The sequence below is a fragment of the Pilibacter termitis genome, assembly GCF_900167335.1.
GTDB lineage: Bacteria > Bacillota > Bacilli > Lactobacillales > Streptococcaceae > Pilibacter > Pilibacter termitis.
In genome coordinates, this window is sequence record NZ_FUXI01000006.1 from 12,869 (window position 1) to 36,104 (window position 23,236).

The window sequence follows — 23,236 nt, forward strand, 5'->3', positions numbered from 1 at the left end:
TCTGGTATTTTTTATCTTGGTGTAGAATTTGTCGTTGAAGAACTTGTAGTGGTCTGTTTTTCTTTTTCACGTTTTGCGACACTTGCTTTGATTTGGTCTAAAAGCTGTGAAAATTCCTTGTTGAATTTTTCAATGTCTTCATTTTTAGCATTTGCCTCACGAGCGATACGCTCAGCGTTGTTCAGTGTTTCGGTTAATTTTTTGATTTCGTCATCCGTCAGCTCATTATTTTGTCCCAAACGTTTAGCGTCTGCGATTAGAGACTGCGTTTGAATTAAGAGCGTTTGTTTTGTATCGCTCTCTTTCTTCTCTTTTTCTTTTTGAGTGATGTATTCTTTGACGAGTGTAACGAGCTTGCTCAACTCTGTATTGCTTTTTTCTACTTCGGTTGGTTTCAACTCATTTTTTTGTATCATATTGTTTGCGTCTGTCACCATTGAGGTTAATTTGACCTTATCTTCCACACGAATAAATTCATTGGCAATCAAAGGATTTGCCTCTTCGATTAATTTGCGAGTTGTTTCAAAGAGTTTTTCACGTTCCTCGTTTTCCTTGAGAAAAGCCATTGCCTCGGTAATCACTTTGCTTAGCTCATCTGTCGATTGCTGAGTTTTTTGGAAATCCATTTTATCCCACTCATTTTGCAAAAGTGTTAATTTTTCTGTTAAAGATTTGCGTAAATCGTCTTTTAGTTTGGTCTGACTAAGGATTTCTTCCGCTTTCTTCATTGCTTGACTCAAAAGGTCTCTTGCGTCATTCAGCGTAATATCGTTTGCCAATTTTTCGCTCACTTGTATCAACCAGCCAGTTCCGCTGACAAGAGAATTGCTTGTATTGGTCGTTAATTGCAGAGCCGTAGCGTTATTATTGTCTTTCCCGAGCGTTCCTTTATTTGATTGTAAAAGAAGAAAGGTAGGAACTAGCACAAGAAGTGCCACAATCGCAATTCCTGCAATCCAAATAATTCTATTCAAATGAACGTTTTGATGTTGTTCACGCATTTTTTCACCTCTAAAACTCTAAAAAATCTTATTCTTACTAAATTATAACACAACAAGGGAAAATCGTTGATGTACTAGCAATCAAAAAACGATTCTATCTTTATAAGGCTAAAATCTAACAAAGCCTGTCATTTTTTCTCAAAAGTTTTGTAAAAAGGCTTATTTTTTCGTGAATTTTCTGATAAAATAAAAGTGTATGGTCTTTTTTATATCGGAAAAAATTAACAGCGAGAAAGTGCGGTTAGAAGTCTGCAACATCGACTAAAATTAAGCACTTCGTAGCTAGACACAGAAAAGCGAGCGGGGCGTTTTGAAGTTTTCAACAGTGAGTCGTGTCGTTTACCTGCTACTACACTTCGTTTCGCATACAGTCTTTCTAAGAATCAAAGATTCTTGAAAGACTAGCATCGAAACGCAAGTTTCGAGTGACACAGCGAACAGTTGCCAAACTTCAGCCCCTCGTTGCTAGACAAAGGAGGAATTGAGTTGAACTATGTAAAAAATTTTTCATTGAACAATGAAAGGCTTGCTTATTTTTCTTTAAAAGATGTCGCAAGTCGCTATGAGGTAGAGTTGAAACATTTGCCTTATGCAATCCGTGTTTTGTTAGAAAGTGCTTTGACACATCAAGGGAGTGTGAGTTTTCCAGAGGAGGTAATCGAACGCATTGCCAAGTGGGAAAATGGGAGCGAACAAGAAGTACCGTTTCTTCCAAGTCGTGTTGTCTTGCAAGATTTCACAGGCGTGCCAGCAGTTGTAGATTTGGCAAGTATGCGTGAGGCGGTTGAAAAACTTGGCGGTGCCGCACAAAGTATTAATCCAGAGATTCCAGTAGATTTGATTATTGACCACTCGGTACAAGTAGATGATTATGCTCATGCTTATTCCCTGCAAAAAAATGCTGAAAAAGAATTTGAACGCAACAGAGAACGATATGAGTTTTTAAAATGGGCAGAAGGAACATTTGATAATTTCCGTATTATTCCGCCAGCGACAGGGATTATTCATCAGGTAAATTTGGAGTATTTGTCGCAAGTGGTCGTGAAAAAAGAAATTTCCGAGCAAACCTTTGTGCATTGTGACACACTTGTTGGAACAGATTCGCATACGACAATGATTAATGCTCTTGGTGTACTCGGCTGGGGTGTTGGTGGAATTGAGGCGGAGGCTGGAATGCTTGGTGAAGCATCATTTTTCACAATGCCAGAAGTGATTGGCGTAAAATTGGAAGGTGTGCTAAAAAATGGTGCGAACGCAACCGATTTAGCCCTTGCCGTTACTGAAAAATTGCGTAAGGAAAATGTTGTCGGGAAATTTGTGGAGTATTTTGGTGAAGGCTATGAAAAACTAAGCATTGCGGATAGGGCGACAATTGCCAATATGGCACCAGAATACGGTGCAACGTGTGGATTTTGCCCGATTGACGAGAGGACACTTGATTACTTACGCTTGAGTGGCCGAACGAGCGAAACAGTTGCCCTTGTGGAAAGTTATGCAAAAGAAAATCACCTTTTCTATGACGGAGATGTTGTGCCACATTATACAAAAGTCATCAGTATTTCTCTTGATGAAATTTCACCAAGTTTGGCGGGACCGAAACGTCCGCAAGATAGAGTAGAGCTTTCAAATTTGAAAACGAGCTTTGAAGAGGCAGTGGTTGCTCCAACAAATAAAGGTGGTTTTGCAAAAGAGGCAGCTGAGTTAGAAAAATCAACACAATTTGCCGTGGAAAATGAAACAATCGAGATGAAAACAGGCGACATTGCGATTGCAGCCATTACAAGCTGTACCAACACAAGCAATCCGTCTTTAATGCTCTCAGCAGGACTTCTGGCGAAAAAAGCCGTAGAACTAGGGCTTAGCGTTCCTAAATTTGTCAAGACTTCCCTTGCTCCCGGTTCAAAAGTCGTAACAGGTTATTTGGAAAAAGCAGGACTCATGCCTTATTTGGAAAAACTAGGGTTTGATGTAGTGGGATATGGTTGCACAACGTGTATCGGAAATTCTGGTCCATTAAAACCAGAAATTGAACAAGCAATTTCCAAGAGTAATCTACTAGCTGCAAGTGTGTTGAGTGGCAACCGTAATTTTGAGGGGCGTATTCATCCGCTCGTGCAAGCGAATTTCCTTGCCTCACCACCTCTTGTAGTAGCGTATGCTCTTGCAGGCACGGTTAGAAAAGACTTGACGAGAGAACCTGTCGGCATTGCTAGTGACGGAAAAGAGATTTTCTTGAGTGATTTATTACCAAAAACGGAAGAAATCGAGCAATATATCAAAGAATTTGTCACGCCAGAAGTGTTCCAAGAATTTTACGCTGATGTATTTTCTGCAAACGAGGAGTGGAACAAAATCGAATGTGCGGAATCTGCCACGTATCATTGGCAAGAAGATTCTACTTATATTCAAAACCCTCCTTATTTTGACGGAGGAACAAGTGAAAATGCTCCACTTCAAAACTTGCGTGTTTTGGCGAAATTTGGCGACAGTGTAACGACAGACCACATTTCTCCAGCAGGAAGTATTGCACTGAAAAGTCCAGCAGGTGTGTATTTAGCCGAGCATGACGTTGAGGCGAAAGATTTCAATTCCTACGGAGCAAGACGTGGAAATCATGAAGTGATGATGCGTGGTACGTTTGGGAATATCCGGATAAAGAATCTGTTGACGCCAGAAGTTGAAGGTGGCGTGAGCAAGCATTTCCCAACGGGCGAAGTGTTGCCGATTTATGATGTGGCGATGAAATACAAGGCAGAAAATACAGGATTAATCGTTTTGGCAGGTCGTGACTACGGTATGGGTAGTAGTCGAGATTGGGCGGCGAAAGGCACGAATTTGCTCGGAGTAAAAGCTGTTATTGCAGAGAGTTTTGAGCGTATTCACCGCAGCAATCTTGTGATGATGGGTATTTTACCGCTCGAATTTTTGGCAAATGAAAATGCTGAAACGCTTGGTTTAACAGGGGAAGAAACATTTGAGCTTGTTTTGCCGAAAGAAATTGGTATCCATGAAAAAATCACGGTAAAAGCAACAAAATCAAACGGAGAAGTGATTGAATTTCAAGCGATTGTCCGGTTTGACTCTGAGGCGGATAAGATTTATTACAAGGAAAATGGTATTTTGCCAATGGTTGTCAGCAAAAAAGTGCAACAAGTGGTACACTAAAAAATAAAAAGAAAAACAGAGGATAATTAAATGGCAGAAAAAATTAAGCTAGAAAATGGAAAAGTCGTGACACCGAATGAGCCAATTATTCCGTTTATTATTGGCGATGGAATTGGCCCAGATATTTGGCAAGCAGCAAGTTTTGTATTTGATAAGGCAGTAGAAAAATGCTACGGTGGCAAGAAAAAAATTGCATGGCGTGAAGTGTATGCGGGCGAAAAAGCATTTGATTTAACAGGTGATTGGTTGCCAGAAGAAACGCTTGAGGTGATTCGTGAGCATTTAATTGCGATAAAAGGCCCACTTACGACACCGATTGGTGAAGGATTCCGTTCGCTCAATGTGGCACTTCGACAAGAACTTGATTTATACACTTGTCTTCGTCCTGTTCGTTATTTTAACGGAGTACCAAGTCCTGTCAAACGTCCAGAGGACGTAGATATTACGATTTTCCGAGAAAATACGGAGGATATTTATGCAGGAATTGAATACGCACAAGGAACAGAAGAGGTAGAAAAACTCATTGAATTTCTTCAAAACGAAATGGGTGTGAGTAAAATTCGTTTCCCAGAAACAAGTGCGATTGGGATAAAGCCAGTTTCAAAAGAGGGGACAGAGCGTTTAGTCCGTGCGGCAATTGAATATGCAAAAGAGAAAAAATTGCCAAGCGTAACGTTTGTTCACAAAGGAAATATTATGAAATTCACTGAGGGTGCGTTCAAAAAATGGGGGTATAATCTTGCAGAGAAAGAATTTGCAGAAGATGTATTCACATGGCAGCAGTATGACGAAATCAAAGCTCGTGAGGGTGAAGAAGTTGCAGAAAAGAAACAAGCTGAGGCTCTTGCAAGCGGGAAAATTCTCGTGAAAGATGTTATTGCAGACATTTTCCTTCAACAAATTTTGACACGTCCGAAAAGTTTTGATGTAGTAGCGACACTAAATCTAAATGGCGATTACGCAAGTGATGCACTTGCTGCCCAAGTTGGTGGGATTGGTATTGCTCCGGGTGCGAATATTAATTATGAAACAGGACACGCAATTTTCGAGGCAACACATGGCACGGCTCCAAAATACGCAGGTTTAAACAAAGTCAATCCTTCAAGTGTTATCCTAAGTGGTGTGATGATGTTTGAACACCTAGGCTGGCAAGAAGTTGCTGATTGCATTATCACGGCTCTTGAGAAAACAATCAATGAAAAAACTGTTACCTATGATTTCGCTCGTTTGATGAGCGGAGCAACAGAAGTCAAAACTAGCGAATTTGCGGAATTAGTTGTGGGGAATATGTAAATTACATTTAATGGGGGATCTAAATGGAAAAAAATATTTTTTCAGAACGTTTAAGTTTAGCATTAAAAGAAAGAAATCTAAATCAAGCTGAATTATCTAAAAGAACAGGTTTTTCTTCGTCTCAAATAAATCACTGGGTAAAAGGAAAATACGAAGCAAAGCAAGATAAGATATATAGAATTTCTCTTGTTTTAGATGTTAACCCTGCTTGGTTAATGGGTTTTGATGTTCCTATGGAATTGGGAGGAGAAAAAGAAAGTATAGACATAGGCGAAAGAAAAATATTTCCGTATCGTTCAATAGATTTACAAGAATTATTTCAATCTGGTGCAGAAATACGTTTCTCAAGTTATATTCTTACTAAGAAACAAGTAAGACAACTTAGAAAAGTTCTATACGCTGTATTTTCAGAGGACTTACCAATTATTCCGCCAAAAGATTGGGATGTTATGTAGTTGAGTTTTTAGAGGTACCCTTAAATACGAATGAGCCAATACCTCAACTTACACTCTTGTATTTTTAGAGTGTGTGAGGTATTGGCTTGGTTGTGTTAATTTTTTTCTTCATGACCGCTTACTTCTATTACTTGTAATTACATACATTGTTAGCAGAAAAGATAGAATAAAATACGATATAATGATTGTTTCGACACTAAAATAGTTTAGCCCTAGACTAATAGAGAGCAGTACAATAATTGAACTGATTCTACTTATCGTTGATTTTAAAGAAACGAGCGATGATATATAAGTCGATCTGACTTCTTTGTTGAAAGAATATTCCACGAAATACTCGAAAACAAAGAATAGAAAAATATAGACAATATAAGCTGCGTTATACATAAAAGAAATTTTCGATAGCAAAAGAAGAGGAATGAACGCAACAATTGAAAACAACATCATTTTCTTTTGCGAAAAAAGGATGTTTAATTTATTTACAGGCATGGAGTAGGATATTATCGAAACGATTTGGAAAATTAGGTAGTAGAGTGTAAAAAAATTAGAATCGACCTTTTTGTATAATAAAAATGGTTGCCAGAGCTGATAATGTGATTGGAAAAATAATTGACCAAACAAACTAAGAAATATAAGTTTTCTAAGATATTTATTACTTTTAAACTCTCGGATACTCTCCGTTAATTGAGAAATAACATTATTATTACTCTGATTTCCAAAATTCATTTCGTTATCAATTTTATAGTATTTCCAACAAACAAACACGCCGATTAGTACAAAAACTATACCAATAATGTATATCTTTTCCCCAATAAAATGATAACAAAAACCACCTATTACACTCCCAATGATAAGTGCAAAAGTTGTAACATTTTTGTCGATAGATATAAATTTATCAATCATTCCTTTTCTTTGTGCCTTTATTTCTAAAATGATTTGAGAATCAATTGTCCCGCTATCCAACGCTGCTGCTACTCCATAGATTATCCATGCCAAGCACATCATATAAAAGCTATTACTAAATAATATAATGGAAAACATTAGCACTAAAAGCAACTTAGATGTGATAAATAATTTTTTTCTTGACCATAAATCTGCAATGACTCCACTAGGAACCTCAGAGAAAACAATCGCAATACTGTAAAATGCTTGAATAACCATAATCTGAGAGATAGAGATGCCTTTTTTTAGCAAAAGAACGGTTAGTACAGCATGCGGTAAAGAATAAGCCATAGTGATGAAAAAAACTGTTATTAGATAGCTTAACACGTTTTTTTGATTGAGTATTTTTATCATTGTTCACCACAATATTGACAAGTTTCATCTATACTGGAAGATAAGCTATACATTTCAAATGTTGAACTATTGACACCTATTCTTTTATTTACTGATTTAACTTGTTGAAAATTCCCTGCTATATATTGAACAATGTCGGACATTGCTAAACTTGCAGATAAAGCATTATTACTAAATACTGATGGGGCAGAATTCATATCATTAATTTGCTTGATTTTATATTCTATATCGTTTTCGTCTCCTATTGTACTTTCATCCAAAGAAAAAGCATTGTGACAATATGGGCAACATGATATTTTGGGAATATAAAATGGACCAATCAATGAAATATCATTCAAGTAACCAATGTTTATAAATGGTACATTTTTCTTGCAAAAACTTTTTGAAATCCCTTGAACTGCAAGAGTAGAGTCTGCGGACAAAATACCTATACAATTATTATGTCCATACTTTCTAATTAACTCGTCTCCAATACGTGAATCCACCCATTCAGTACGAACGTCAATAGATAGTGAAGGATTTCGTTTTTTTAATTCGCGTTTTATAACTGTTGCTTTAAATTCACCAATATCATTATTTGAAAATAAAAATTGTCTATTTAAATTACTTCTTTCAATTTTCTCCCCGTCAATTAATACAATCTTTTTCGGTGAAAACGTCGATAGAGCGAAAGCCATAAAATTCCCTATTCCACCACATCCCAGAATTATAAATGTAGTATCTTTAAAATCATTAATTGCCATATTTGCGTTTTCAACAACTAATTCAAGATAAAGTTCATTCTTAAATGACATTTCATCTTTTTTATGAAATATGTTTTGGTTGCTTGTAATTAATTTATGATCTAAAAGTTTTTGCAATTCTTTTTCAGATAAATTATTTTTTCTTAAAAAATCAGTAACTTCTTCATATTCTCTTTCTTTTGTTAGATATTGCAAAATGTCGACGGAATTTTTAAATTCATCTGAAGTTGTAAAGTATTGTTTGGTTCCTACTCCAATGATATTATCCGTAGAAGTTTTAACCAATTGTGCGGTTAAATTAGTTTTTAATTTCATACTATCTCCTTTCTGTGTCTCATGAAGTAATCTCTTAAAACTTAAACTAAGCTATTACCTCGTTCAACCGAGTGCAGTCTCGAGTGTTTTTTTACAATAAGAAACCTACCTAAGAACAGTAGGTTTCTTAAAATAAATACTGAATCCTAGTTATCTGGATTCTTACAGTAAGGATGGAACGAAAATTAGTGATAATATAGTTGGATAGAATCCATAAAAAAGATTCCATGCAATTAATTATCTCTAAAATTAGTTAGAATCTACGAATTTAGTAATTTCCGTTCTCCTCTTCTTAATTGCGTAATGGTCCTGCCATGAGAAATCACCTCTTTCAATTTCATTTATGCAAAACAATTATTTGCTTTACAAGTTCGAGTATAACTCAAAAAGCAAAACAGCAGAAAATATTATCATATATGAAAATCATTAAGGTCACCTCTAAAAACTCGCACTTATCCTAAATTGCTAGTTTTCCGATTTTCTTCGTCAGTTTCCTTGACCTTGTCTAGCTACGAGAAGCAGAAGTTTGGTCGCTGTTCGCAAAGCCTCCTGAAGATCTGCTTCAGGCAAGTAAATGGCATAGCTCACTACGACAAACTTCTAAACGCTCCTCTTCGCTTTTCCTTGTCTAGCTACGAGGAGCAGGACTTTTTAGAGGTACCCTTAACAATTTCATCGAAATCTTTTTTATAATTTTGTGCTAAATTGGAACATCCTGTGATTTCAAATACTTTAATTGCATCTAGCATTTGAGTTTTTCCAACTTCTTGTTCTCCACAATAGAAATCAACAGCTCCTGAAGTGAAAAGAAACACCGTTTTTTCATAAATTTCTTGCTCATTCGACAACAATTCTTTCACAATTTCACGAAAATATTTTGCATATCGCATATTACGATTTTCAAGGAAAACGGTAATGGAATTAAGCAATATGCGAATAATTAATCTTCTATTTTTTGGAATAACTTTATAAAATGAAGTCCGAGATAACAAGTCCTTTGATAATGAGAGTATCATTTCTACATTAAATGTTGCCATTGAGTTTAGATATAATAGTAATTGATAAACTCCCCACTCTTCTATCGAAAAAAGATAAGTTGAAATCTTTTGTTTTTCCTCTTCAGATAGAGCATATTCTTTCACTCTTTCTCCTAATAAAGATTTTATCATTAGGCAATTCATTTCTTGGTAAATAGTTTTCCTTTTCTTTTCTTCTTTTAAAAGTAAGTGAATCATTCCTGAGTCATTTTTTTTGCATATACAAAGATGAAAGTTCTTGAAATACTTGGAAAAACTGATTAAGTTTATACCCTTGTGCTACGAGTTCAAACTCTTCGATTGTGATTCCTATCCTTTCAATAATAAAATAGAATTTCGATAACGTAATTTCACTTTCTCCACGTTCAAATTTAGAAAGTTGTGCAATAGACATCTCTGTGCCTACCACGCTTTTCATTGACAAGTTTCTACTTTCTCTAAGTTCTCTAAAAAGTTCGCCTAAATTTTCCATTTCGTCCTCCTCGCTTTGTCTATCTATGAAGTGCTGAAGTCTGGAGGCTGTTCACCACAGACTTCAAAACGCACTTCTACGCTTTTCTTTATTCTCATATATTTGAATTTTTTTATCCTAAATAATTTTTATATTACAATATTCTTGTAATATGTCAATAACTGAAAGGGGAAAAAATATGTTTTATTTGAACATTCTTGAACTATTTGAAAAAATTACTGGATTCTGGGAATGATAAATTTTAGGCACTTTTGAATAAAATCCCTACGCTTTCTTAAACACTATCAAATTTTCTTTTGTTTCTAGTGGGAGTTGTGATAAAATTAAATCGACTACATCTTAGAACGGGAGAATGAGACGTGAAAAAATTCAATCCGAATAAAAATATTATTGTGGGCTTAATTATTGCGATTGCCGTAGTGGCTCTTGTAACGCTGACAACTCAGCGTAGAGCAGAAGGTGTTGAAATCACGGCAGGTGAGCGAGTAGTGAATGATTCAATGAGTATTGTAGACAAAATTATTGCCGCACCGGGTAGATTTATCCACAATATTATCACCTCAATTGAGGATTTGCAAGGAGCTTATCAAGAGAATGAACAGCTGAAAAAAAAGCTGGATAATTATGATGAGGCAATTCTTCAGACAAAAAATTTAAAAGATGAAATTGAAAAGCTGAAAAAAGAGCTAAAACTCAATGAAACGTTGTCTAGTTTTTCTAAGATAACTGCAAATGTTATCACCAGAAGTCCAGATACATGGCAAGATATGCTTGTAATTGACAAAGGAAAAGCAGATGGTCTCAAGGTAAACATGGCTGTTATGAGCCAAGAGGGGCTTGTTGGTCGTATTATCCAAGTGAGCGACCATTCTTCAAAAGTGGAATTATTGACTAGCTCTAACCAGTTAAGTAACCATTTTCCAGTCAAAATTGCAGGTAGCAATAGTAATGATGGTTTTGGTTTACTGAAAAGTTATGATGAAAAAACGCAGTCGTTCATTATTACACAAGTGACGGGAAATACAGATTTGAAAAAGGGAGATATTGTGCAAACAAGTGGACTTGGTGGCAATTCACCGTCAAATCTTTTAGTTGGAACGGTAGAAAAAGTAGAAACGAATAAGACAGGATTAGACCGTGAGGTATATGTAAAGCCAGCCGCACAAATGTATGACATTTCTGTCGTAACGGTTATCCAACGTGCAGCAGAGGTGGGGGAAAATGAATAAAAAAACCATGCCTTATGTAGCACCTGTATTATTTTTCCTACTATTATTAGTAGACGGACAAATTAGTCGTTTATTTGGCAACGTTTTGCAAAACAGAGTCATGGCAATATCGAGTATTTTGCTTATCGCACTTATTCCTGCGACCATGAAATTATCAAGACGGTATCTTGTGATTTTAATGCTTATTCTTGGAATTTTGATGGATAGCTATTATCTAGGCGTTTTAGGCATTAATACGCTCATGCTACCGCTTATGACTTTTTACGCATATGGAAGTCGAGAAGTGATAAATACCAATATTTTTACAGAATTATTCGGTTTGATAATTTTGATTACTGTTTATCACTCGGCACTTGCTCTTTTAGAGGCACTTTTTGGCTTAGCAAAAGTCAGTGTCATTGAATTTATCGCCCAAATTTTAGGACCAACCTTGATTTTGAACATTATTTTCTTTTTTGTCCTAATCGTACCATTTAGACGCCTGTTTCGGATACGTTAAAAAACCGCAAGAAATCAACGTTTGAGAAATGTGTTGGTTTCTTGTGGTTTTTTATTTGTTATTCTTCGTTTTTATCGAATATAGGAGTCTAAATTTACACTACTCCTCCCCCACATCATCCACTAACTCCGAAATATTTCGCCCCGTTTCTTTACTCAATTCAAATAATGCTTGATATTCTGGGTCGTAAACTTCTTCTTTGAAAAGTCCTGAGCCGTAGATTTTAAGGGTAAGTTTTTTTGAAAGTTCTTTGATTTGTTTGAACATAGTGTGCCTCTTTCTATATATGATATGGCACCTCTAAAAACTCACATTTATCCAAAATTGCTAGTTTTCCGATTTTCCTCGTCAGCCTCCTCAACCTATGAACCACATAGCTTTCGTCGGTTTCCTCGAAAATCGAAAAACTATCTAATTTTGGCTTAAACGGAGTTTTTAGAGGTGCCCATATGTAATAATACGATTTTCATTATAAGCTCTTTCTGAAAACTTTCAAGAAAACAGGAGCTTTATTGGAAATGTTTTTCAAAAGTTTAGGTTTTCTTAAAGAGCAAGGAGAATTTTAAAGAAAAAGAGAAAGAGAAGAAAAATGTTTCACGCGTTTCATGGAAATGTGGAGGTGTTGATATAACAACGTTTTGAGCGATTTGTTATATTAGAAAAACTCGCTGAAATAAAACTGTAACAATAAAGGCATTTGAATGTTACATGCCTATGTTAATATAGTTTATGTCGCAAAGGCGAAGAATTTACCAAGTATATGTATGAAATGAAAATGGAGGACTACCCGTGAAGAAACAATTACTTGCCGTGGCAATGTTAAGCACGATTACTCTTACAACGATAGCACAATCATCAAATGCTTTTGTAACGGCTGATGAGTATGATACACAAATTCAGCAGAAAGAAGCAGAGATTAATAATTTAAAAACACAAGAAAGTGCAGCACAAGCTGAGGTAGATAAAGTACAAGCTCAGGTTGATGCAACAATTGCGAAGTCAGAAAAACTAAAAGAAGAATCTGCGAAACTTGAAAAAACGTCAAAAGCACTATCAAAAGAAGTAAATTCTTTAAACGACCGTATTGTAAAACGTCGTGATACAATTGACAAACAAGCACGTAGTGTTCAAACTTCTGGCACTAGTACAAACTATCTTGATGTAATCTTAGATGCAGAAAGCATTAGTGATGCAATCGCTCGTGTTCAAGCTGTTTCTAAAATCGTTTCAGCGAATAACGAATTGCTTGCTCAACAAAAAGAAGACAAACGAGTTGTTGAGGAAAAGCAAAAAGAAAATACAAAACAAATCAAAATTATTTTTGAAAACCAACAGCAACTTGTTAAGCAAGAAGCTGATTTGAAAACTCAACAAGCCCAATTACAAGCGGCACAACTTGGTTTACAAGCGAGTCGTGCGACTGCTGAGGGAGACCGTGACAAGTTGTTAAGTCAACAACAAGAGGCAAAAGCTCAAGCGGCAAAATTGGCAGCTCAAGCAAAAGCGGAGGCAGAGGAAAAAGCAAGACTTCAAGCAGAAGCTGAAAGAATGGCAAAAGAAAATACAGAGAATCCGCCAATACCGAATACAAATCAAGGTGGCGGGGACAATGTAGACCCAGATCCTGTACCAACGCCAACACCGACACCGTCTTACCCTACAACTCCTAGTAAGCCAGCGGCAGGGACGATTACGATTAGTGAGATGAACTACGGTGGACCTTATCAAATGAATACTCGTACGATTTCAGCGGCAGGTTTGTTGTTTATCTATCCAAAAGCTGGAGTAGGTACAAATAACAATACTTATGTTGCGGGTCAATGTACATGGTATGTGAAATCATACTTTGGTTCATCAGTGGGTGACTACTGGCAAAATGGTGGAGATTGGGCATCATCAGCGGCAGCAGCTGGTTGTGTGGTGTCAAGCACTCCTGCACCGGGAACTGTTGCAGTATTCCCTCCGGGTGTAGCTGGAGCAGGTGGATACGGGCACGTAGCTGTTGTAACTGCGGTAGGTTAAAAATTGAAATACCAGAGCAACCTGAAAAGGTTGCTTTTTGCTTGCAGAAGGAATTAGAACAAAAAACGAGGAGAATATATCATGAAAATGAATCAATTTGCAATTTATGAAAACAACTTTGAAACAAAAGTTGCGGAGTTAAAGAGTTTAAAATTTTTGCCAAAGAAATGGGAGGAATTGAGCGAGTGTGAGCTATTTTTTTATTTTTTGAGCAAATGTTTTCCTGAGGTGAAAAGTATCTCGGCAGTAAAAAGGAAAATCAAGGCTTTGCGAGCAAATGAAACACAAGACGTTTTAGAATATCTTGAAGAGAGTAATACACTTTCGACAGAGAATTTTTATCATATTGCATTGCAATTGCTCGGTTTTTTAGAGGAAGTCGATTACAAGGTGAATGAAATTTCACAAGCGTTTGAGAAAATAAATTTGCCGAGAATTGAAAAAACAGGCGATTTGTCGAAAGAAGAGCTGATTGAAGCGTGGTATTTATTGCTGATTACTCACAACAAAACAGGGTTGATGTTGATAGATTTTCTTGCGAGCAAAGGATATTTCAAAGATTTTGACCATGAAATTGCGTTATTTTTCAATGGAAAAGCAATGAGCGTATTTGAGACAACTTCCCTTATTCGTGAAGTCGTTTATGTGGAAACAGATGTAGATACAGACGAGGACGGTTTAGCAGATTTGGTGAAAGTGGAAATCGTTCGTCCAAGGGCAAAAGGAAAAATTCCTGCACTTTTTACCGCAAGTCCTTACAACCAAGGCATCAATCCAGAGGCAAATGACAAAAAACTCCATGATGTCAATGTTTCGATTGAACGGAAAATACCAAATGAACTTCGCTATGAGGAGATACAATATGTGGCAGAGGAAAAAACTTTGCCGAAAAAACGTGAGATTTCTTCTTATACGAGCGAGGCAGATGAGACGTTCACACGTGAGGCGAATTATTCGCTCAATGATTTTTTCTTATCTCGTGGTTTTGCTGCTGTTTATGCGACAGGAATCGGTGGCATGGAGAGCGAGGGGATTATGACTTGTGCGAGTGTTAAGCAAACACATAGTATGCAGGCGGTTGTGGAGTGGTTGGCTGGCAATCGAGTAGCATTTACCAACCGTGAGGATAGAGTGGCAATTCGTGCAGATTGGTGTAACGGGCATATTGCAATGACAGGAAAAAGTTATCTTGGTACGCTTGCGACGGCGGTAGCGACAACAGGTGTGAAAGGACTTGATTTGATTATCAGTGAGGCGGCAATTAGTAATTGGTATCAATACTATCGTGACAACGGACTTGTCATTGCTCCCGGAGGTTTCCAAGGTGAAGATTGTGATGTACTTGCAGAATTGACGTTTTCACGCATGATTCAAGCAGGTGATTATTTACATTCTAAGGCACAATTTGACCGGAAACAAGCAGAAATGAAAGAGTTGCAAGATAGAAAATTTGGCAATTACAACACGTTTTGGGATGAGCGAAATTACTTGCCCAATGTTAAAAATATCCAATGTGATGTGGTCATTGTGCATGGTTTGAACGATTGGAATGTAAAACCTCGTCATGCGTGGCAACTTTGGTGTGCATTAAAGGAAAATTCTTCGGTGAAATCAAGGATTATTCTTCATCAAGGAGAGCATATTTACATTAATAACAATCGTTCACTTGATTTTTCTGATATGATGAATGCACTTTTTTCAGAAAAATTGTATGGTGTGAAAAACCAAGCAAACGAACAATTACCAAATGTAATTTGGCAAGAAAATACGCAAGCTGAAGTGTGGCACACATTTTCTGATTGGACGAGTGAAAAAGAGACGAGAGTTTATCCAAATCAAACGATTTTGGGTGAAACTAGTTCAAACGAGGAAAAAAGTTTTCATGACGGAATTTCTGAGGAGAAGAAAAAGAAATTTGTGCGTTCGAGAAATTCATTTAGCCGTGAAATCATCAAGGAAAATACGCAAGATTTAGCGGAGAGTCGCTTGTATTTGCAAACGAAGGAATTAAACGAGGAATTGCTATTAAGTGGTACACCTGTGGTAAAATTGCGTGTTAAATCTTCAAAGAATATCGGACTTATCAGCGTTCGTCTTGTTGATGTAGGACGGGCGAAACGTTTGCAGGAAACACCAAGTGTGTTAAGTGGGAAAATTGACCGAGGATATGGTTTTCGTGAAGAAATACTCAAGGAAATTCAGCAAGGAGCTGAAACGAACGAGAAGATGATTACGATTGGGCATATGAATTTGCAAAATCGCAAAAACGCATGGAAAAATGATGAATTAGTGGCAGATGAATATGTAGAGCTTGCAATCGAAATGCAACCAACGATTTATCGTTTGCCAAAAGGAAGACGACTTGCTCTGGTGATTTATGCGACAGATATAGATTATACCCTTCAAGGCAATGAAGAGGTGAGTTACACGGTTGATTTTGCTAGAACAAGTTTGTCCCTTCCAATCATTAAAAATAAAAGCGTAACGGGGGATTAAGGAGCTAGTCGCAGTGAGTTGTGCTATTTGCTTGAAACGAGTTTCAAGTGGCACGAATAACAGCACCCAGCTCCTGCCTCTCGTAGCTAGAAACAGGAGAGAGTGCAGTGTATAAAAAAACAGGAAAACAAAGGGTTATGGATTTTCTGTTGGTAACAATAGGAAGTTTGATTGCAGCGATTGGATTCAACGCAATGTTTCTGCCCAATCATATTGTTGCAGGAGGTATGAGTGGTTTGGCGGTGGCATTGGAAAAACTGTGTAGCTGGCAACCAGATTATTTTCTCTACGGTTCAAATATCCCCCTTTTAATTTTATCGTGGGTGTTTTTGGGAAAGGAAAATTTTGCCAAAACGCTTTACGGTAGCTGGATTTTTCCAGTATTTATTACGATAACCAAACAAATTGGCTCGTTTACGGATAATCAGCTTTTAGGGGCAATTTTTGGTGGTGTGATTGTTGGTTTTGGGATTGGCTTAGTTTATTACGGAGATTCTTCGACTGGCGGAACAGGTGTTTTAGTGCAAATTATTGGGAAATTCACCCCGATTTCACTTGGAGCGGCGATTATTTTGACGGACGGAATGGTTGTTTTGACGGGCTTGATTGCTTTTGATCATGAAACGGTCATGTACTCGTTGATTGCTCTATTTATCGTGTCAAGAGTGGTGGACTTTGTGGCAATGGGATTGAACAATGCCAAGAATGTGATGATTATTTCTCAAAAATCTGAGGAAGTACAGCAATACCTCATGGACGAAATTTCACGTGGTGTAACCAAACTTCGTGTAACAGGAGGCTTTGGCAACGAGGAAAAAGAAATGCTCATGTGTGTCGTGGACGGCGGGGAATATCCTGTGTTGCAACGCAATATTTTGGCGATTGACCCAGAGGCATTTGTGATTGTCATGCCAGCAAGTGAAGTCTTAGGTCGTGGCTTTAGCCTTTGGAAACACTACGTGCATGAGGATCATGTAGGAGCATTAAGAAAGTGAAATGCTCAAGCGGAGAAAATTACAAAAAAGGGTAGTATCTCCCAAACAAAAGGAGTATAATTATTTATATAGTTTTTAATTGCAAAAGTATATTCTTTTTTATAGGAGGTTTACCATGAATAATTTTCGTATGTACGTGCCAACCGATATTCGTTTTGGAAAAAATCGTTTGGAGGAATTGCCTGAGGTTTTAGCAGAATACGGGAAAAAAGTTTTGCTTGCCTATGGCGGAGGTAGCATTAAAAAAAGTGGGTTATATGACAAGGTCGTCCAATTATTGAATGAGCAAAATTTCACGATTGTTGAATTGACAGGAATTGAGCCAAATCCTAAAATTGAGTCTGTTCGTGAAGGGGTACGTCTAGTGCGTGAGCATGATTTGGACGTAATTTTGGCAGTTGGCGGTGGCAGTGTTGTAGATGCTGCAAAAGTGATTGCGGGAGCTGTTTTCTATGAGGGAGATGCGTGGGACGTTGTTGTTGATAAGTCAAAAATGAGCAAAGCATTGCCACTCGTAGACATTTTGACCCTTTCAGCAACGGGAACAGAGATGAACCGAAACGCTGTGATTTCCAACACAAAAACGAATGAAAAATTCGGCACAAGCGGCTGGGAATTGATTCCAAAAGCGAGTTTTCTTGACCCTGAAAACACTTATACCGTATCAAGTTACCAGACTTCTGCAGGAAGTGCCGATATTATGAGCCATTTGTGCGAACAATATTTTAACCGTACGCAAGGTGTTGATGTACAAACAAATGTTGCCGAGGCATTGATGAAAACGGTGATTCAAAATACACCACTTGCTCTTGAAAACCCCAATGACTATGACGCTAGAAGTAATTTGATGTGGGCGTCAACGCTTGCTCTAAATGGTCTTGTTGGTAATGGTGCAGGTCAGGGGTGGACGTGCCACCCGATTGAGCATGAACTTTCAGCGTTTTATGACATTACGCACGGAATTGGGCTGGCAATTGTTACGCCTCGCTGGCTGAAATTTTGTATCGAAAAAGACGACAGTACGCATGAACGCATTGCCAACTGGGCAAGAAATGTTTGGAATATAATAGAAGAAAATGATGAAAAAGCTGCACGATTAGGCGTGAGGGCAATGTATCATTATTTCAAAGATAACACAAAAATTGAAATGACGTTGCAAGCAACAGGTATTACGACGACTGAGAAAGTAAGAGAAATGAGCGAATTGGCTGTAAAACATGGCGGATTAAACTCACAAAACCCTTACGTGCCAATGACGGAAAACGATGTTGAAAAAGTATTGCTTGATTGTTTTGAGGAGATGACGGTGTTTTAAGAAGTATAAAACAAACCGAATGTTTTGAGTGCATTCGGTTTGTTTTTATTTTACAGGAGTAAAAACAATCCCTCCAAATAATCAATTAAAAGGTACCGCTAAACATGAAAAATCCTATCAGCATATAAATCTTCGATTTTCAGATTGCGTTCATGTCCGCCGTCAATGTTGGCACTCATGTAAACTGGCGGGGTAAAGCCTTTTTTAATCATAATCTGAAAAGCTTCGTACATTGTTTGCTGTAAAAGTAGAGTAGCCGCAAACGATGATGTGCCGCAAACTTTTGTCTCAAGTCCGTCAATTGAAAGAGCGGCATCACCGTATTCAGAGTGGTTGTTCAAAACAACATCAGCAAACTCATACAATAGTTTCCCACTACTATGGCGAGAAGTAGACTCTTTAGAAATATCAAGTGCTGTTAATACGATTAATTTATTTCCACGTTTTTTGACTTCTTCTGCAATTTCAATTGCCATAGGGTTGCGTCCAGAATTGGAAATAAGGAAGAACACGTCGTTTTCGCCTACCATCACTTTGTGCATAAGCGTTGTACCGACACCTTCGTGTTGTTCGTACATTCCACCTGCAGGGTCGTTGATTACTTTTGATGTAATCAATCCGCCTGCTCGTCCACTAATTTCAATTGCCGCAGCATAAGAATGTCCGCTCCCAAAGGCTTGAGTAATGCCACCGTTCATAATTCCTTCGGCTACGATTTCAGCAGCCTTTGTAATATTTTCTTGCTCGTTTTCTTCTAAAATTTTAGTCAGGCGTTTTGCCTCTTCAAAAAATGCTAAACTCATTTTTAAGTCTCCTCGTAGTTAATTTTTTTAAGGGTACAATTTACCCCAAGAATTTTAAGTTATACAAAACAATTGAAAGCACCATTACAAGTAAAATTGCTTTTGTTGAAGTCATTCCTTTTTTGCCTAACAGCCAATAAACAAGTCCTACTAGAGCAACAGGGATAATAGACGGCACAATTTGGTCCAAAATTTCTTGCAGTTTCATTTCAACTTCGCCAGATTTGTAGACAAGGCTCACATTTGCTTTGATAACTGTTGGCACTAAAGCTCCGATAACGGTAATCCCCAGCAAAGTGGCAGATTCCGTCAAGGCAGTCAATTTATCACTAAAGTCATTGACCAGTCTTGTTCCTTGTTTGTAGCCAATCGGCAAGAAGAAAATACGAGCAACGGCAATGGCGATGTTAACAAGTAATGCAATAATGACACCTGTAATATCGCCTTTCACACCCATGTAAGCTGCGATAGAACCGATAATCGTTGGGATTAACACACCGAAAATCGTATCTCCTACACCAGAAAATGGCCCCATAAGTCCAGTTTTCAAACCACTTACCACTTCTTTTGCTTTTGTTCCTTCTTTTTCCTGCATGGCAAGGTCGATTCCCACCAAAAAATGTCCCATATGCGGTGTCACGTTGAAAAATTGATTTTCCATTTCGAGCATTTCTTTTAGCTCGTTTGGTTTATCTTTATACTTCTTTTTCATATAAGGGAGCATGGTGTTCAAGTAACCAGCAGCCATCATTCTTTCATAATTCCAGCAAATTTGGGCGGTCAACATCCAGCGTAAGCTATAACGGAAAAGTTCTTTTTGTGTCAATTCTTGATTATTCTTCGTATTCTCCATCTTCATATCCTCCATCTAGTGATTGTGTTTGAGTAGTTGTTGCAACAAGCGGTGTCGCATTCGCATTGCGTTGGAATTGGATAATCGCAAGAGCAGCACCAATAAAGGCAACGCCAAGCATTGGCACTTTGAGGTATGAAGCGAAAACAAAACCGATAATTAAATAGGCGATATACTTATTTGTAGGCAAGTAGCGTAAAAGAATCGCAATCCCGACAACTGGCAGAAGTCCGCCCGCTACTTTTAATCCCCCCATTAGCCAGTCTGGTAAATCATTGACAATGGTATCAACAATTTTTTGACCGAAGAATAGCATAATGGCAACAGGCAACGCACGAGAAAGTCCCCAAGGAACCATACCGAGCAGTACATTTCGAGTAATCGCTTTAGTATTAAGGTCTTGGATATTTTTGTCAATACGATGTTGGAAAAAAGTGTTGGTAAATCGACCCAATACATCAAGTTGCACCATTAAAAGCCCAACAGGAACGGCAAGAGCCAAGGCAAACTCTGTTCCTTTTCCAGTCGAATGAGCAAACGCAATCCCAATAATTGCCCCAGTCGTAAAGTCTGGCACTGATGCCCCGCCATAAGAACCTACACCTAATACCATCAATTGAAGTGTCGCCCCAATGGTTACACCAAGTTTCACATCACCTACGATAATTCCTGCAACCACAGCGATAGTAATTGGCATAGAGGCAAGAATACTCGTAGTTAATCCGTCAATAATAGCGATTGCTGCCAAAAGGATTAATAAAATCATTTGTAAAGTAGATAAGTGGTCCATACTAATTGCCCTCCTTTAATAAAGTCATAAAGTTCGTTTTGTCCTCATTTGGCACCATTTGAGCGACCAATTTCACACCGTGGTCAGCTAGATAGTGAAAAGCTGCAATATCCGCTTCGGTTACGCCAATAGATTTTGCGACTTGTCGGCTCCCTTGTTTTGCTGACATATTGCCAACATTGACCTCTTCAAGTTTTGCTCCACATTCCACCATTTCGGCTAAAGTGCTTGGTTTTTTGACGATAAGAAACACTCGTTGGTCGTCATAGTTCCCGTCATTAATGCGTTTTGCAGCTCCTCTGGCAGTTAAAATACTCAATTTTACCGAACTTGGTTTTGCCATTTTTAAAACGTCTTTATCCATTTCGTTTTTCACGACATCATTGTCGACAACGATAATGCGGTCTGTTTTCAAATAATTTGTCCACATCGTTGCTACCTGACCATGAATAAGTCGCTCGTCAATGCGAATGTTTGCTAACATAATAGCCTCCTATAATTTTTTTAGATTTCTTGAATAGCTTCTTTTGCGTTTGTCAACGCATTTTCAAATGATTCGCCCATTGCAATGGAAAGTGCCATTGCCAAGCAAAGTCCAGTTGCGACACGAACATTTTCATTGTATTTCTTCGCTAAAAATGCTGCATTTGCAGGACTTCCGCCGGGAATATCACAGAGAATAAGAACTTCCTCATCACTTTGGCGTGTTTGGATTGCCTCGTTGTATTGCGTTAAAATATCGCCAACTGCCATATCCATTGTGAAATCAATGCTCTTGATATTTTCTTGCTCACCTGCAATCATCTCAAGAGAATGTTTCATTGCCTCGCCATATTTTCCATGCCCACAAAAAATAATCATATCTTGTCCTCCTCGCTTTTTTATTTAAGTGTTAACTCTATCACAGGAATAAGTTCATCTGGCATTTGGATTGGCAAATGAAGTAAGAGCATTGTTGGATCAAGTGCCTCGCCGATATGCAACACCGTTACCTCGTGATAGAGGTTTTCCTCTGTCTTTCGGACAGGATCTAAATCTTTTGTATTGGCAAAACGAATTTCAGAGCCGTCATGTAAAAATCTGGCAAATTTTACTTTACCGCCAAGATCTGAAAGTAAAAGTGAGCGATAAGGATAACTAAATAAATGCAGATAGAGCTTATCGCCTTTTTTTGTGTAGCGACAATCCACAGGTGGTGGAAATTCACTTTCACTTGCTCCGTAAATACTTTCGCCATGCTTTCTCAGCCATTCTCCAACGTTAGATAAAATTTCATCACTTCGATTGTCCCACTCGCCACGAGGATTTGGACCAATATTCATTGTGAAATTTCCACCTTTTGAAACAGTATCAACAAGCTGTTTTGCAACCATTTCGCTCGATTTGAAATCAAGATTGTCTCGGTCATACCCCCAAGAATTGTTCAATGTCTGCACCGTTTCCCAATCTTTATCCATACCTGTACTACGTGCGAATTGTTCAGGTGTCGTTACCCCACGATTCAAATCAAGACGGTCATTGAGTAAAATGTTTGGTTGAATAGAGTAAATTAATCTTTCCAACTCCTCACTTCCCCAATCTTTTGCCCCCTTTCCATTAAAATTTTTCCAAGAGCGTTCCTGATAAGAAAAATCAAACCAAAGATAACTAATTTCACCATAATTGCTCAAAAGCTCTGTAATATGATTCCTCATATATTGACGATAATTTTCCATATCCCCTTTTTTATTTTCCTCAATATAGGAAACATTGTTTCGCATAGGGTGATAACCGTCCACAAGAAAATCTTTATGATACCAATCAAGAAGTGAATAATAAATTCCGATTTTCAACCCTTCTTCACGAAACGCCTCAATTAATTCCTTGAGTAAATCTTTTTGGTAAGGCGTGTTTGTCACATTGTAGCTTGTTGTTTTTGTATCCCACAGACAAAAGCCCTCGTGATGTTTGGCGGTAATGATCACATATTTGAAACCGTCCGCTTTTGCTTTTTTCGCCCAAGTGCGAGCGTCAAGTAAATCTGGATTGAATTGTTCAAAATATTTTTTGTACGAATCCGTATCCATTTCTTCTAATGTTTGAACCCATTCATGTCGTGATGCGATAGAATAAAGTCCAAAATGAATGAAAAGTCCATAACGACTCTCCGTAAACCAAGGTGTACGACTCATAATATCCTCCGTTTTCTTTTTTATAATTTTTTCTTACACCCTCATGATAACGATTCCAAATAAATTTGTATATAGATGAACAGAAAGATGACAAATGTTCAAAAGTTTGTTCAAAGAAAAGCGGAGCGGGGCGTTTAGGAGTTTGTCGCAGTGAGCCATGCCATTTACTTGCCTGAAGCAGAGCTTCAGGTGGCATTGCGAACAGCGACCAACTCCTGCCCCTCGTAGCTAGACATAGAAAAGCGAGCGGGGCGTTCAGGAGTTTGTCGCAGTGAGCCATGCCATTTAC

21 protein-coding genes are annotated in these 23,236 nt (G+C 37.8%); 9 read left to right on the forward strand and 12 right to left on the reverse strand.

Annotation, left to right across the window (positions count from 1 at the left end):
* Positions 1-11 precede the first annotated feature (11 nt).
* Entirely contained in the window at positions 12-1,001 is a 990-nt protein-coding gene (locus B5D30_RS03420; RefSeq protein WP_078806644.1) for a hypothetical protein, read from the reverse strand.
* Positions 1,002-1,487: 486 nt separating this feature from the next.
* Between B5D30_RS03420 and acnA the strand changes: the two genes are divergently transcribed.
* Genes acnA through B5D30_RS03435 form a run of 3 tightly spaced genes read left to right on the forward strand, consistent with a single transcriptional unit; the run spans position 1,488 to position 5,914 of the window.
* The gene (acnA, locus tag B5D30_RS03425) at positions 1,488-4,166 is read left to right on the forward strand and encodes an aconitate hydratase AcnA (protein WP_078806645.1); all 2,679 of its coding nucleotides are present in this window, start codon (positions 1,488-1,490) and stop codon (positions 4,164-4,166) included.
* Between the two features lie 30 nt (positions 4,167-4,196).
* Positions 4,197-5,459, forward strand: coding sequence for an NADP-dependent isocitrate dehydrogenase (gene icd, locus B5D30_RS03430; protein ID WP_078806646.1), 1,263 nt, complete (start codon positions 4,197-4,199; stop codon positions 5,457-5,459).
* A 23-nt stretch (positions 5,460-5,482) separates the two neighbouring features.
* Positions 5,483-5,914, forward strand: coding sequence for a helix-turn-helix domain-containing protein (locus tag B5D30_RS03435; protein ID WP_078806647.1), 432 nt, complete (start codon positions 5,483-5,485; stop codon positions 5,912-5,914).
* Between the two features lie 108 nt (positions 5,915-6,022).
* On the opposite strand, the gene B5D30_RS03440 is transcribed toward B5D30_RS03435, so the two are convergent.
* From B5D30_RS03440 to B5D30_RS03455, 4 genes are all read right to left on the reverse strand, one after another.
* On the reverse strand, positions 6,023-7,207 hold the full coding sequence (locus B5D30_RS03440; RefSeq protein ID WP_078806648.1) for an MFS transporter: 1,185 nt from the start codon (positions 7,205-7,207) through the stop codon (positions 6,023-6,025).
* Positions 7,204-8,265, reverse strand: a complete 1,062-nt coding sequence (locus tag B5D30_RS03445; RefSeq protein ID WP_078806649.1) for a ThiF family adenylyltransferase — start codon at positions 8,263-8,265, stop codon at positions 7,204-7,206. Before B5D30_RS03445 ends, B5D30_RS03440 begins: the two co-directional genes overlap by 4 nt.
* A gap of 632 nt (positions 8,266-8,897) precedes the next feature.
* The gene (locus B5D30_RS03450; protein WP_078806650.1) at positions 8,898-9,500 is read right to left on the reverse strand and encodes an Rgg family transcriptional regulator; all 603 of its coding nucleotides are present in this window, start codon (positions 9,498-9,500) and stop codon (positions 8,898-8,900) included.
* A 7-nt stretch (positions 9,501-9,507) separates the two neighbouring features.
* Complete coding sequence (locus tag B5D30_RS03455) at positions 9,508-9,774, reverse strand: helix-turn-helix domain-containing protein (RefSeq protein ID WP_078806651.1); 267 nt, start codon at positions 9,772-9,774, stop codon at positions 9,508-9,510.
* 359 nt (positions 9,775-10,133) lie between these two features.
* Here B5D30_RS03455 and mreC point away from each other — a divergent pair, with 359 nt between their 5' ends.
* Both mreC and mreD read left to right on the forward strand, forming a co-directional pair.
* Positions 10,134-11,003 (forward strand): rod shape-determining protein MreC, encoded by an 870-nt coding sequence (gene mreC / locus B5D30_RS03460; protein WP_078806652.1) that lies wholly within the window; start codon positions 10,134-10,136, stop codon positions 11,001-11,003.
* A complete protein-coding gene (gene mreD, locus B5D30_RS03465) occupies positions 10,996-11,502 on the forward strand; it encodes a rod shape-determining protein MreD (RefSeq protein WP_078806653.1) in 507 nt (168 codons plus the stop codon). The genes mreC and mreD overlap by 8 nt, the downstream gene beginning before the upstream one ends.
* A gap of 99 nt (positions 11,503-11,601) precedes the next feature.
* Here mreD and B5D30_RS13455 read toward each other — a convergent pair whose 3' ends face one another.
* Positions 11,602-11,769, reverse strand: coding sequence for a hypothetical protein (locus tag B5D30_RS13455; RefSeq protein WP_159443187.1), 168 nt, complete (start codon positions 11,767-11,769; stop codon positions 11,602-11,604).
* 522 nt (positions 11,770-12,291) lie between these two features.
* Here B5D30_RS13455 and B5D30_RS03470 point away from each other — a divergent pair.
* The 4 genes from B5D30_RS03470 to B5D30_RS03485 all read left to right on the forward strand — a co-directional run bounded on the left by B5D30_RS03470 (position 12,292) and on the right by B5D30_RS03485 (position 18,330).
* Positions 12,292-13,524 (forward strand): coiled-coil domain-containing protein, encoded by a 1,233-nt coding sequence (locus tag B5D30_RS03470; RefSeq protein WP_078806654.1) that lies wholly within the window; start codon positions 12,292-12,294, stop codon positions 13,522-13,524.
* Between the two features lie 81 nt (positions 13,525-13,605).
* On the forward strand, positions 13,606-16,020 hold the full coding sequence (locus B5D30_RS03475) for a Xaa-Pro dipeptidyl-peptidase (protein WP_078806655.1): 2,415 nt from the start codon (positions 13,606-13,608) through the stop codon (positions 16,018-16,020).
* A gap of 137 nt (positions 16,021-16,157) precedes the next feature.
* On the forward strand, positions 16,158-17,015 hold the full coding sequence (locus B5D30_RS03480; RefSeq protein WP_078806742.1) for a YitT family protein: 858 nt from the start codon (positions 16,158-16,160) through the stop codon (positions 17,013-17,015).
* 115 nt (positions 17,016-17,130) lie between these two features.
* Entirely contained in the window at positions 17,131-18,330 is a 1,200-nt protein-coding gene (locus B5D30_RS03485) for an iron-containing alcohol dehydrogenase (protein WP_078806656.1), read from the forward strand.
* 98 nt (positions 18,331-18,428) lie between these two features.
* On the opposite strand, the gene B5D30_RS03490 is transcribed toward B5D30_RS03485, so the two are convergent.
* The 6 genes from B5D30_RS03490 to B5D30_RS03515 are packed head-to-tail and all read right to left on the reverse strand — an operon-like array spanning position 18,429 to position 22,974.
* Positions 18,429-19,133 (reverse strand): SIS domain-containing protein, encoded by a 705-nt coding sequence (locus B5D30_RS03490; protein ID WP_078806657.1) that lies wholly within the window; start codon positions 19,131-19,133, stop codon positions 18,429-18,431.
* Positions 19,134-19,173: 40 nt separating this feature from the next.
* Complete coding sequence (locus B5D30_RS03495; protein ID WP_200806706.1) at positions 19,174-19,992, reverse strand: PTS system mannose/fructose/sorbose family transporter subunit IID; 819 nt, start codon at positions 19,990-19,992, stop codon at positions 19,174-19,176.
* Complete coding sequence (locus tag B5D30_RS03500; protein WP_078806659.1) at positions 19,967-20,776, reverse strand: PTS mannose/fructose/sorbose/N-acetylgalactosamine transporter subunit IIC; 810 nt, start codon at positions 20,774-20,776, stop codon at positions 19,967-19,969. The genes B5D30_RS03495 and B5D30_RS03500 overlap by 26 nt, the downstream gene beginning before the upstream one ends.
* A 1-nt stretch (position 20,777) precedes the next feature.
* Entirely contained in the window at positions 20,778-21,260 is a 483-nt protein-coding gene (locus tag B5D30_RS03505; RefSeq protein WP_078806660.1) for a PTS sugar transporter subunit IIB, read from the reverse strand.
* A gap of 20 nt (positions 21,261-21,280) precedes the next feature.
* Positions 21,281-21,637 carry a PTS sugar transporter subunit IIA gene (locus tag B5D30_RS03510; RefSeq protein ID WP_078806661.1) on the reverse strand — a complete coding sequence of 119 codons (357 nt, stop codon included), beginning with the start codon at positions 21,635-21,637 and terminating at the stop codon, positions 21,281-21,283.
* Positions 21,638-21,657: 20 nt separating this feature from the next.
* Positions 21,658-22,974 (reverse strand): alpha-L-fucosidase, encoded by a 1,317-nt coding sequence (locus B5D30_RS03515; RefSeq protein WP_327442531.1) that lies wholly within the window; start codon positions 22,972-22,974, stop codon positions 21,658-21,660.
* Between the last annotated feature and the right edge of the window lie 262 nt (positions 22,975-23,236).